The organism is Oceanihabitans sp. IOP_32, from assembly GCF_009498295.1.
GTDB lineage: Bacteria > Bacteroidota > Bacteroidia > Flavobacteriales > Flavobacteriaceae > Wocania > Wocania indica.
Map to the genome: position 1 here is coordinate 2,952,960 of NZ_CP040813.1, position 12,176 is coordinate 2,965,135.

Annotated in this window: 11 protein-coding genes; 2 read left to right on the top strand and 9 right to left on the bottom strand. The window is 33.8% G+C overall.

The genetic code is table 11. The features are described 5' to 3' along the window. Nucleotides 1-28: 28 nt before the first annotated feature. The 8 genes from gap to FEZ18_RS12400 all read right to left on the bottom strand — a co-directional run bounded on the left by gap (nt 29) and on the right by FEZ18_RS12400 (nt 7,241). A complete protein-coding gene (gene gap / locus FEZ18_RS12365) occupies nt 29-1,027 on the bottom strand; it encodes a type I glyceraldehyde-3-phosphate dehydrogenase (RefSeq protein WP_153268600.1) in 999 nt (332 codons plus the stop codon). A gap of 2 nt (nt 1,028-1,029) precedes the next feature. Then, nucleotides 1,030-1,908: a lipoyl synthase gene (gene lipA, locus FEZ18_RS12370; RefSeq protein WP_153268601.1), complete on the bottom strand. Its 879-nt coding sequence runs from the start codon at nt 1,906-1,908 to the stop codon at nt 1,030-1,032. Between the two features lie 230 nt (nt 1,909-2,138). Next, nucleotides 2,139-2,690: an RNA polymerase sigma factor gene (locus FEZ18_RS12375; protein WP_153268602.1), complete on the bottom strand. Its 552-nt coding sequence runs from the start codon at nt 2,688-2,690 to the stop codon at nt 2,139-2,141. A 296-nt stretch (nt 2,691-2,986) separates the two neighbouring features. Beyond that, nucleotides 2,987-3,190 (bottom strand): membrane or secreted protein, encoded by a 204-nt coding sequence (locus tag FEZ18_RS12380; RefSeq protein WP_153268603.1) that lies wholly within the window; start codon nt 3,188-3,190, stop codon nt 2,987-2,989. Nucleotides 3,191-3,634: 444 nt separating this feature from the next. Beyond that, entirely contained in the window at nt 3,635-4,429 is a 795-nt protein-coding gene (locus FEZ18_RS12385; RefSeq protein ID WP_153268604.1) for an anti-sigma factor, read from the bottom strand. A gap of 11 nt (nt 4,430-4,440) precedes the next feature. Further along, nucleotides 4,441-4,971: an RNA polymerase sigma factor gene (locus tag FEZ18_RS12390; protein WP_153268605.1), complete on the bottom strand. Its 531-nt coding sequence runs from the start codon at nt 4,969-4,971 to the stop codon at nt 4,441-4,443. A gap of 66 nt (nt 4,972-5,037) precedes the next feature. Further along, nucleotides 5,038-6,051 (bottom strand): UDP-N-acetylmuramate dehydrogenase, encoded by a 1,014-nt coding sequence (murB, locus tag FEZ18_RS12395; protein ID WP_153268606.1) that lies wholly within the window; start codon nt 6,049-6,051, stop codon nt 5,038-5,040. Then, nucleotides 6,051-7,241, bottom strand: a complete 1,191-nt coding sequence (locus FEZ18_RS12400) for a pyridoxal phosphate-dependent aminotransferase (protein WP_153268607.1) — start codon at nt 7,239-7,241, stop codon at nt 6,051-6,053. Before FEZ18_RS12400 ends, murB begins: the two co-directional genes overlap by 1 nt. A 113-nt stretch (nt 7,242-7,354) precedes the next feature. Between FEZ18_RS12400 and FEZ18_RS12405 the strand changes: the two genes are divergently transcribed. Next, entirely contained in the window at nt 7,355-8,692 is a 1,338-nt protein-coding gene (locus tag FEZ18_RS12405) for an aspartyl protease family protein (RefSeq protein WP_153268608.1), read from the top strand. A 58-nt stretch (nt 8,693-8,750) separates the two neighbouring features. Here the strand turns inward: FEZ18_RS12405 and FEZ18_RS12410 are convergent, their stop codons facing one another. Beyond that, the gene (locus tag FEZ18_RS12410) at nt 8,751-9,134 is read right to left on the bottom strand and encodes a DUF1573 domain-containing protein (RefSeq protein WP_153268609.1); all 384 of its coding nucleotides are present in this window, start codon (nt 9,132-9,134) and stop codon (nt 8,751-8,753) included. Nucleotides 9,135-9,369: 235 nt separating this feature from the next. Here FEZ18_RS12410 and FEZ18_RS12415 point away from each other — a divergent pair, with 235 nt between their 5' ends. Continuing rightward, nucleotides 9,370-12,003, top strand: coding sequence for a valine--tRNA ligase (locus FEZ18_RS12415; protein WP_153268610.1), 2,634 nt, complete (start codon nt 9,370-9,372; stop codon nt 12,001-12,003). Nucleotides 12,004-12,176: the final 173 nt, after the last annotated feature.

Here is a 12,176-nt window from a genome sequence, read left to right on the forward strand (position 1 = left end):
CTAAATATAAGTATTTTATGTATAAAATTTAATTTTTATCAGATAATTTGCGAATTAAGTCAATTATACGCTGAGAATATCCTGTTTCGTTATCGTACCATCCTATTATTTTAACCATATTACCAATAACCGAGGTCATTTGAGAGTCGAAGATACAAGAGTGTCTGTTTCCAACAATATCTATAGAAACGATGGGGTCTTCAGTGTATTCTATAATGTCTTTATATTGATTTTGTGAAGCCTGTTTAAAAGCGTCGTTTACTTGTTTAATGGTAATTTCTCTTTTTACATTAAATGTAATATCTGTTAGTGATCCATTTATAACAGGAACTCGAATTCCGCAGCCTCCAATGGTTTGGGCAAGTTCTGGAAAAATCTTTGTAAGTGCTTTTGCTGCCCCCGTCGTTGTTGGGACGATAGACTGGGATGCTGCTCGTGCTCTACGCAAATCGCGATGGGGCTGATCGTGTAAACTTTGATCTGTTGTATAAGAATGTACAGTTGTAATATAAGCTTGATTTATACCGCATAATTTATTGATCACATCAATCATTGGAGCCGCATTGTTTGTGGTACATGAAGCGTTAGAGATTATGGTTTCGGTACCATCAAGAATCGTGTCGTTTACACCAATAACAATAGTTTTGATGTCGTCTTCAATTGGGGGAACACTTAAAATTACACGTTTTGCACCGTTAATAATATGGTGTTTTAAATCGTTTCTTGTTTTAAATTTACCAGAGGCTTCAATTACAAAATCAATCTTAAAGGGATTCCAATCGATGTTTTTAGGATGGTTTATATGTAAAAGAGGAATCTCTTTTTTATTTACAATAATACCGTTTTCATTATGAGAAACACTTCCGTTAAAAACTCCATGGACACTGTCATATTTAAGTAAATGACCTAAGGTTTTATTGTCTGCTAAATCGTTTATTACGACAATTTCTATGTTTTTGTGGTCTTGTAAAAGTCTAAAAACACGTCTGCCAATTCTTCCAAATCCATTAATGGCAACTCTAATCATATTTAAAGTATGTGTTTTTGAGCCCTATATGATGAGCGCACTAAAGCACTACTTTCTACATGGCGAAATCCTAATTCTAAACCAATATCTTCAAACTCTTTAAACTCTTCAGGATTGTAAAATTTATTTACAGGGAGATGTTTTTTACTGGGCTGAAGGTATTGACCAATAGTCACAACATCCACATTATGTGCTTTTAAATCGTGAAGGGTCTCAATGACTTCCGCTTTAGTTTCTCCTAAACCTAACATAATACCTGACTTCGTTCTGCGTTGCCCTTGCGATTTTAAATATTTTAATACACCTAAACTTTTTTCGTATTTAGCTTGTATACGCACTGCTCTGGTTAAGCGTTTTACGGTTTCTATATTGTGAGAAACAACTTCTGGAGCGACATCTATAATTCTATCCAAATGGCGCTCTACACCTTGAAAATCTGGAATTAGGGTTTCAAGGGTTATTTCAGGATTCATTCGCCTAACGGCTTTAACGGTTTCTGCCCACATGATACTTCCCATATCTTTTAAGTCGTCTCTATCTACACTGGTTAAAACGGCGTGTTTAATTTTCATTAATTTTATAGAGCGGGCTACTTTTTCTGGTTCGTCCCAATCTACTGTTTCTGGACGTCCTGTTTTAACCCCGCAAAACCCACAAGAGCGTGTGCAAATATTACCTAAAATCATAAAGGTAGCCGTACCTTCTCCCCAGCATTCGCCCATATTCGGACAGCTTCCAGAGGTGCAAATAGTATTTAGTTTGTATTTGTCTACCAAGCCTCTAAGCTCAGTATATTTTTTTCCTGTTGGTAATTTAACGCGTAGCCATTTTGGTTTGGCTTGTCTTTCTGGTAGTATATTTGAAGTCGTATCTGTGTTCATTTAATATAAAATTTCAGAGGGTAAAGATACAAAGTATTCTATTAAATTAGTTTATAAAATATGTAGAAACCCAGGGCTATAGTTTGGGTTAAACCAATGGCCAATATATTTGATTTTATGCTGATGAATATAACCTGTTAAATATGTTCCTTTTTTATAATCGTACTAATCTAAATTCGACAAATGAAAATGCCAACAAAGTTTTGGTTTTCAAGGATATATATGAGGGGTTAATCGTTACTTTTGTTAATTATTTCTGCCAATAATTTTTTGGCTCGCAACAACTTAACTTTTACATTATTTATAGGTTCTTTAAGTTCTGCAGAAATTTCTTTGTAACTCAATTCTTGAAAATATCTTAAGTTTATAACTTCTTGATAATGCGGTTTTAGCTTTTTTATATCACGGAGTAATTTGGCTAAATGTTGCTCTGTAATTAGTTTGTCGGCTGGGGAAGGCGATTCGTCTACAACCTGAAAGGCATCGCCATTATCTCTAGAAATAACCTGAGAAATAGAACGTTTTTTCTTGCGAATCAAATCGATATGTATGTTTTTAGAAATGGCAATTAACCAGGTTTTAAAATTATAGGACTCATCAAAAGTATCAATTTTATCAAAAGCTTTAGAAAAGGTTTGAATGGTGATATCTTCAGCATCATTTTCGTTCTCTACACGTTTTAATTGAAAACCATAAACACTATCCCAAAACCTATCCAATAGATAATTGAATGCTTTTTGGTCGTTTTGTTTAGCTTGTTTTATAGCGTCTTGTATTTTCAAGGTTTAGATTTTGAAGTAAGATTGGTTATAAAGATAGTTAATTGGGTTTTAATATGAAAGAGCTCTAAAGAATAGCACAAAACAGTACGTGCTAATTAAATGCAATTTTAAAAATCAGTTAATTTTACAACATTCCAGACAGAAAGCATATTTTTAAAATTTCGACATCGGTCTTTACCATAGGTTGGATTTTTTGATGTTAAACAGAAAATTGGTTTCATATAATATGCCAAATAACTGAAAGCGAAATTACAACAATACAGATGTTGTATAAAGTTGAGATTAACCGTAAATAACTAAGAGTGTTGAGCGTCGTTACAGTTTTTGTATTGATCTGGTGTTTTGCCACAAAAACCACAAGACTCTCCTTCTTTGTTTAGCATGGGGTTCTGACTGGCACAGGTTCCAGCAAACTTACCATCTTTTTTTGCCCAAATTTTTATAGCAATTCCAGCAACTCCAAGACCAAGTATAATTAAAGTTATTAAAAGTAGTTTCATTTCGAAAATTTAAGTTATACAAAGATAATGCTTTTAACTTTAGTTTTAAAAGCGTTTAACACATCGAATATTTCTAAATACACCTATAATGCTCTTTATTATACCAATTTAGTTTTGAAATGTCGTATTATTAATTTGAATTATTTTTTGTTCAGATGATATAGAAATCGCAGATTCACGAACTCATTATTTTACTATAATATGGGCGTGAGCTAAAATCAAAGCATAGCCTGAGTTATGGTTTTATTTTATACCGAAATATGGGCGAAAAAGAACTGCGAAGCACATCACGAACACCTATTTATAACATAGAAAAATGTGAGTAAACGAATTATATGTGGCATGACATGGCTAATTTGGTATAAGCCCATATATAAAAGCAAAAAACGTTGTTTTAGTATTTTCTAAAACAACGTTTTTAATTCAGTTACTATGATTTCAATATTAATGCAATGTAATATCTGCTACGGCATTATCTAAAGATGCTGTATTGTCTGTGCTTCCTCCTTTAGGCTCAATAGTTATTTTTAGAGCTAAAGCGTCTTCTGTGTAAGGCAATGATTTAAGCTGTCTGTCGGTTTCACTTAAAATACCTAAACTAACCATTTTTCCTTGTAACTCTGCCCAAATTTGGTAGCATTGTTCTTCTGGTAATTGCGGTAGTGAAACGACATCAATCATAGATGTTTTTTCTTTAGAGTTTATGTAAGCAACCGTTTTTAAATCTTTAGCACGCTCGTTTCCTTTAATAATATATTTTTCTGTTTCTGGATTGTTTAGATTTAAAAGTTGTCTCATCACACTATCTAATCTAAGGTTGTTTTGTGCAATATCGTCTCGCAAATCAAAAATTTCTTCAACAACAATTTGGTTCTCCTTCGATAGTTTTAAATTTTGCGTATAAAACAAATACGAAGTGCTGGCAAAAATTATAGCCGCTATACTCGCCGCAACAGAAAATCTATACCATTTCTTGTATTTGTATGTGGGCTTTAATTTTATAACAGGTTTGTCATCCAGTGTTTCTAAAATATTATTTAACACACTTTTTGGTGCTTCAATAGCGTTGCTTTTAGCCACTATCTCCAAATGGTGTTGTAGTACGTTGTAAGCGTTCTGTACTTCTGGGTATCTCGCTATGTAGCTTTCAACCTGCGCTGTTTCGGCAGAAGTTGTATCCCCTAATAGATATCTTTCTAAAAGGTCAGAACTTAAAAAAGTATTTATTTTCTCATTCATGACGTTGTTTATTATGGGTTGTAAATTTTTTTTAATTCTCGTAATCCTATTTTTAATCTTGATTTTATAGTCCCTAGCGGAATGTCTAATTCGTCGCTAGCCTCTTGCTGTGTCATGCCCTCAAAGAAGAGTGCGTTTATTACTATTTGATATTTTACATCTAAACTACTTAAATGTTTTTGTATATCTAAAACATCTTGATTTAACTCTCCCGACGTTATTTTATATACGGTAGAAGTTTCAATTTGGACTTCTTTTTCTGTTTTATTTTTTAAAGATCTTACCTTATCAATAGACGTATTATAAGCAATTCTATAGAGCCATGTAAAGAGTTTAGCTTTGCTAGCATCGTATTTTTTAGAATATTTCCAAACCTTTACAAAGGTTTCTTGTAATACGTCTTGGGCGATATCGTCCTCAGCTATTACTTTTTTAATAACACCGTACAAGGCATCTGCATAGTTTTCGTACAATAACGTTATGGCCTTTTTATCTCCTTTTTCAAGAAGATTAACAATGTCTTTTTCTATGGCTGAAATCAAAATAAGTTTGTTTATTAGGTAATGATTTGTTTGATAAGAATGTCAAAGTTAGAAATTTCTTTTAGATTATAAGATGTTTACTTCGGCTTCAATTGAAATATTAAAAAGTCTTTTCACCGTTTTCTGAATAAGTTTAGATAGTTTTAAGATATTCGAACCATCGGCATCGCTATAATTTACTAATACCAATGCTTGTTTTTTGTGCACGCCATAATTCCCGAAACATTTACCTTTAAAACCTGCTTTTTCTATTAGCCAGCCGGCAGGAATTTTTACCTCATTCTCCGAAATGACGTAGCTTGGAATTTCAGGGAAATTGTTAACTAAATCCAGGTAATGCGTTTTTGTAATTATTGGGTTTTTAAAAAAACTGCCGCTATTTCCAATGTCTTTTGGGTTTGGTAATTTGCTTTCGCGGATAGCTATTACGGCTTTCGATACGTCTTGAATGGTTGGATTTGATATATTCATTAATTCAAGTTGAGAGGCAATACTACCATAGTTTATATTTAGTTGGTGTGCTTTTTTGCTGAGTTTAAAAGTAACACTAACAATAACGTATTTTCCTTTCTCTTGTTGTTTGAAAATAGAATTTCTGTAACCAAAATCACAATCGGTTTTCGAAAAGGTTTTAATTTTATGAGTTTCTATACACAGCCCTTCGCAAGACACGAAAGAATCTTTTAATTCTACGCCATAAGCCCCAATATTTTGAATAGGAGCAGTACCTACATTACCGGGAATTAGCGATAAATTCTCAAGTCCTCCAAAATCATGTTTTAAACTCCACAGGACAAACTCATGCCAGTTTTCACCAGCATTTACTTTTATGGTAGCCGTATTTTCGTCTTCAGAAATAATAGAAATTCCCTTTAGGTTAACATGAATTACGAGGGCCTCTATGTTTTTAGTAAGCAACATATTACTACCACCACCTAGCACAAATTTATTCGGGTAGTCTTTTAATTTTAAAACGGTTTTTAATTCGTTAATGCTGGAAACTGTTACAAAGTGATTTGCAAGAACATCAATACCAAAAGTATTGTACGGTTTTAGCGATATGTTTTTTGAAATTTGCACTAGTCTTTGTAAATTTTTAAAGCCTCTTTAATAATGTTTACGGCTTTAATTAAACTTTCTTTATTAAGTACGTAGGCCATTCGTATTTGGTTTAATCCTTCACCAGGAGTTGAGTAAAACCCTGCTGCAGGAGCTACCATAACCGTTTCACCATTCACATCAAAATCTTCTAAAAGCCATTTCGCAAAATGATCTGAATTTTTAACAGGTAATTCGGCAATACAATAAAAGGCACCTTTAGGTTTGGCCACTTTTACACCTTCTATTTTCTGCAATTCGGTAATTAAAGTATTTCTTCTTTCTGTATACTCTTGTTTTACGTCATCAAAATAACTTTGTGGGGTCTCTAAAGCGGCCTCACTTGCAATTTGTGCTAGTGTTGGCGGACTTAAACGTGCTTGTGCAAATTTAAGAGCAGTTTGTATAACTGCTTTATTTCTAGATACCAAACAGCCTATTCGTGCCCCACACATGCTGTAGCGCTTAGAAACAGAATCTATCATAATAGCATGGTCTTCTAAACCTGCTTCTTGCATAATTGAGTAATGCGAAACACCATCGTAAGTAAATTCTCTATAAACTTCATCAGCTATTAGAAACAGATCGTGTTTTTTAACAATATCAGCAAGTTTTTTAATTTCTTCTTTAGAGTATAAATAGCCTGTTGGATTGCCTGGATTACAAATTAAAATAGCTTTTGTTTTTGGAGTAATTAGTTTTTCAAAAGCTTCAATTGGAGGTAGGGCAAAATTATCTTCAATTTTAGATATTACAGGAACAACTTGTATGCCCGATGCTCTTGAAAACCCATTATAATTAGCGTAAAATGGTTCTGGGATAATAATTTCATCATCCACATCCATAATACTTCCAAAAGCAAACAATAAGGCTTCACTGCCACCAGTAGTTACGATTATATCGTCGTGTTTTACGGTAATATCATGTTTTTTATAATAATCTGAAATTTTTTCTCTGTAAACTTCAGAGCCTTCAGAACGCGAATAAGCCAAAACCTCAATATTGCTGTCTTTTACCGCTTGCATGGCGATTTCTGGCGTTTTTATATCGGGTTGTCCAATATTTAAATAGTAAATAGATTTTCCATTTTTTTCAGCTTGTTCTGCAAATGGAACGAGTTTTCGTATTGGAGACTCAGGCATTAATTGCCCTTTTTTAGATATTGATGGCATGAAAATAAAGTTTAACTAGCAAAGTTGAGAAAATTATCTTAAAGTTTATTTAAAAACCATTATAAAAGATGAAAGATGTCTTAATTTGTTGTAAATTAATAAGAAAATTTTGAATGCGTAAATGCTTATCGCTTTTTTTAATCTTCTTATGCCTGAGTAACTTCACCTACGCTCAAGGGAAATTTGTAGTTCAAAATAAAAAGGGATCTGACAAAATAAAATTTCAGCTCATAAATAATTTAATCATTATTCCTGTGGAAATTAATGGTGTAACGCTATCATTTTTGTTAGATACTGGGGTTAGCAAACCCATAGTTTTCAATTTTATAAATGTTTCCGACACCTTGGAAATAAAAAATGCAAAAAAAATATTTTTAAGAGGACTTGGTGAAGGCACTTTAGTTGAAGCGTACAGATCTAAAAATAATGTTTTTAAAATTGGGGATGCCATTAAGTTTAACCAAGATTTATATGCCATACACGAAAGTAATTTAAATTTTGCGCCTAGATTGGGTGTGCCTGTTCATGGTATTTTAGGTTTCGATTTGTTTAAAGATTTGATTGTAGAGATTAATTATGCCAATAAATTTATAAGGGTTACAGCACCTAATAAGTTCCAATATAAAACCTGCAAAAAATGTGTAAAATTTCCACTAGAGTTTTTTAATAATAAACCCTATATTAATGTAAAAGTTAGTATTAACGACAGGCAAATTCCCGTAAAACTCCTTATTGATTCTGGTGGTAGTGATTCCTTATGGTTATTCGAAAATGATTCCCTAGGTATTGTGTCCGACAAGAAATATTTTAATGATTTTTTAGGGTACGGACTTAGTGGCAGTGTTTATGGTAAACGCTCTAAAATAGACGAAATAATATTAAATAAGTATAAGCTTAAAAATGCCAATGTGGCTTATCCAGAGCCGAATTCTATTGTGTTGGCAAAAAAAATAACGGGCCGAAATGGAACCTTAGCTGGTAATGTTTTAAAACGATTTAATGTTATTTTCGATTATAGGAATGCCATAGTAACTTTTAAAAAAAACAATTATTTTAAAGACGCTTTTAGATATAACAAAAGTGGCATTGAGATAGCCCATAGTGGTGTGAGATTGGTAAAGGAAAGCGACCGTTCTGTAGTAAATAGAAATGCTTTAGCAAATGACAATCACAATAACGGAACACGAATTGTAATTGATACTGGATATAAATTGACTTTAAAACCAGCCTATAAAATTGTCGAACTTAGAAAAGATTCACCAGCCTATCATGCTGGACTACAAAAAGGAGATATTATTTTAGCGATTAATGGAAATTCGGCTTTTAAATACGCTTTGCAGGAATTGGTACAGATGTTTTCTGCAGAGCACGGAAAAAAAATGAAACTGAAAGTAGAACGTAACGGTATGGTCTTAAATTTCACGTTTTATCTCGTCGATTTTTTCAAATAAAAAGGTCTGTGTTTTAAAAACGCAGACCTTTTTGTTAAAACCAGTATTTTTAGCTGGCTTATTTCTTCGATTCTACAACTAACCCTCTAATTTTTAAAGCCACTGTAGGTGTTTCGGCGTTAGAGATTACAGTTATTGTTTTTCTTATAGGCATTACTCTGTTAGTATCGTATTTTACAGATATTTTACCAGTTTCTCCAGGCATAATTGGACCTTCAGGTTTTTCAGGTATAGTACAGCCACAAGTTGAGGAAACTCTTGAAATTATAAGAGGAGCATCTCCTGTATTTGTAAATTCAAAAACTCTTAGGCCATCGGCACCTTTTTCAATTGTTCCGTAGTCAATGGTGTCCGATTTAAACTCAATTTTTGCTACTTTATCTTGAGCATTTACTGAGAGGCTAATCAGACCGATAAATAAAATTGTAATTAAATGTTTCATTACTTTTTAATTTTAAATTCATGTCAAACATACTCACTTTTTACACAACATACAAAAATTATTGTCATATTACCATTAAAGTGTCTACCCTCAACTTTTAATAAAGTACCAAATATTTTCACTAAACATCTATGAAAATGCTTAAAATTCATCACGATCATTAGGCATTATAACTTTCACAGAAAAAGAAATATAAGTACTTTTGCAGATTAATGTTCAAAAACTATTCCAAAGTATGCAAATTCCATCAAAATACGATGCTAGAGAGGTAGAAGGTAAGTGGTACAACTACTGGATGAAACACAATTATTTTCACTCAGAGCCCGACGAAAGAGAACCGTATACCATTGTAATTCCTCCACCAAATGTTACCGGTGTATTACATATGGGGCACATGCTTAACAATACCATTCAAGATGTATTAATAAGACGTGCACGTTTACAAGGCAAAAACGCTTGTTGGGTACCTGGTACAGATCATGCCTCGATTGCTACCGAGGCTAAAGTTGTGGCCAAACTTAAAGAGCAGGGCATTGATAAAAATGATTTGTCTCGTGATGAATTTTTAAAACATGCTTGGGATTGGACTCACGAATACGGTGGCGTAATACTTGAGCAACTTAAAAAATTGGGATGTTCTTGTGATTGGGACCGCACAAAATTTACCATGGATGAGGATATGAGCGCGGCCGTAATTAAGGTTTTTGTTGATTTGTATGAAAAAGGTCATATATATCGCGGCTATCGCATGGTAAACTGGGATCCTGAAGCCAAAACTACCTTGTCTGATGAAGAAGTAAACCATGTAGAACGTACCGATAAATTGTACTATGTGAAGTACAAAATTGAAGGTGAGAACGATTATATAACTATTGCAACCACACGTCCTGAAACCATTTTAGGCGATACCGCAGTGTGTATTAATCCCGTAGACGAACGTTTTACAAATCTAAAAGGTAAAAATGTAATAGTACCTATTTGTAATCGGGTTGTTCCTATTATTGAAGACGATTATGTAGATATTGAATTTGGTACTGGTTGCCTAAAAATAACCCCAGCACACGATGTTAACGATAAAGAAATAGGCGAGCGCCACAATCTCGAAATTATTGACGTCCTTAATGATGATGCGACCTTAAATAGTTACGGATTGCATCATGAAGGGAAAGATAGGGTAGTAGCCAGAGAAGATATCGCCAAAGAGCTTGAAGCCATGGGTGTTTTGGTAAAAACCGAAGCGATTACCCATAAAGTGGGTACAAGCGAGCGTACACATGCTGTTATAGAACCACGTTTAAGCGATCAATGGTTTTTAAAAATGCAAGAGTTGGCTAAACCAGCTTTAGAAGCTGTTTTAGGGGAAGATCCAGAAATTAAACTGTTCCCTAAAAAGTTTGAAAGTACCTACCGCCATTGGATGGAAAATGTGCGCGATTGGAACATTTCGCGTCAGTTAATATGGGGTCAACAAATTCCCGCTTTTTATTATGGCGACGGTAAAGAAGATTTCGTAGTTGCCGAAACTATTGAAGCGGCTTTAGTAAAAGCTAAAGCAAAGACCAACAATCAAGAACTAACAATACAAGATTTAAAACAAGAAACCGATGCTTTAGACACTTGGTTCTCCTCATGGTTATGGCCAATTAGTGTTTTTGATGGCATTAGAAACCCCGAAAACGAAGACATAAACTATTATTACCCAACGAACGATTTGGTTACTGGACCCGATATTTTATTTTTCTGGGTAGCACGAATGATTGTTGCTGGTTACGAATATAGAGGCGAGAGACCTTTCGAAAATGTATATTTAACAGGTTTGGTACGCGATAAGCAACGTCGAAAAATGAGTAAATCTTTAGGCAACTCGCCAGATGCCTTAAACCTTATTGAAACCTATGGTGCCGATGGGGTTCGAGTGGGACTTTTATTGAGCTCTGCCGCAGGAAACGATCTCATGTTTGATGAAGCCCTATGTAACCAAGGTAAAGGGTTTGCCAATAAAATCTGGAATGCCTTTAGGCTAATTAACGGTTGGGAAGTGGCCAATATTGAACAACCAAAGTCGAGTGCTATCGCCATAAATTGGTTTGAAGCTAAATTTCAAAAAGCTTTAATCGAGATTGAGGATCATTTCAGTAAATACAGATTAAGCGATGCTTTAATGAGTATGTATAAGTTAATTTATGATGATTTCTGTGGCTGGTTCTTAGAGATGATAAAGCCAGCATACCAGCAACCCATCGATAAGAGAACTTACGATGCCGCTATATCGATTCTAGAAAATAATTTAAAGATATTACATCCGTTTATGCCATTTTTAACTGAAGAGATTTGGCAGCATATAACCAAAAGAACACCAGAAGAAGCTCTAATTGTATCAAAATGGCCAGAAAATAAAACTGTAAATACGGCGCTTATTTCCGAATTTGATTTTGCAGCCGAAGTGATTTCTGGTATCCGTACCATTAGAAAACAGAAAAACATTGCTTTTAAAGACGCCATTGGGTTCTCTGTCATTAATAATGAAAACGCGAGTAAGACCTTTGATGCTATTATAGCGAAATTAGGTAATCTTGAAACGGTTAATTATGTAGACGAGCCTATTGAAGGGGCGCTAACGTTTAGAGTAAAATCTAACGAATATTTTGTGCCAATGGCAGGGAATATTGATGTTGAAGCAGAGGTTAAAAAACTAACCGATGAGTTAAGTTATACTGAAGGCTTTTTAAAATCGGTACAAAAGAAACTTTCAAATGAACGTTTTGTTGCAGGTGCACCAGAACAAGTTGTGGCCAGCGAAAAGAAAAAAGAAGCCGATGCTATGGCTAAAATTGAAACTTTAAAAGCGAGTTTGGCGAGTTTGAAGTAAGATAGTATAAGGTTTTATTGTATTTGAAAAATATTTTAGCTTAAAAAACAAAACAGCTAATCATGAAATTTATTTTTACGATTAGCTGTTTTTATTGAAACACATTTCAGTAAATTACCTTTAGGTAGTAGTACAATAAAGCTTCTTAACATCGAGTTTTTAAGACGATTTGC

Coding starts and splice junctions, on each gene's coding strand:
- gap (WP_153268600.1), bottom strand. CDS start 1,027: ATGATTAGAGTTGCCATTAATGGATTTGGAAGAATTGGCAGACGTGTT.
- lipA (WP_153268601.1), bottom strand. CDS start 1,908: ATGAACACAGATACGACTTCAAATATACTACCAGAAAGACAAGCCAAA.
- FEZ18_RS12380 (WP_153268603.1), bottom strand. CDS start 3,190: ATGAAACTACTTTTAATAACTTTAATTATACTTGGTCTTGGAGTTGCT.
- FEZ18_RS12385 (WP_153268604.1), bottom strand. CDS start 4,429: ATGAATGAGAAAATAAATACTTTTTTAAGTTCTGACCTTTTAGAAAGA.
- FEZ18_RS12400 (WP_153268607.1), bottom strand. CDS start 7,241: ATGCCATCAATATCTAAAAAAGGGCAATTAATGCCTGAGTCTCCAATA.
- FEZ18_RS12405 (WP_153268608.1), top strand. CDS start 7,355: ATGCGTAAATGCTTATCGCTTTTTTTAATCTTCTTATGCCTGAGTAAC.
- FEZ18_RS12410 (WP_153268609.1), bottom strand. CDS start 9,134: ATGAAACATTTAATTACAATTTTATTTATCGGTCTGATTAGCCTCTCA.
- FEZ18_RS12415 (WP_153268610.1), top strand. CDS start 9,370: ATGCAAATTCCATCAAAATACGATGCTAGAGAGGTAGAAGGTAAGTGG.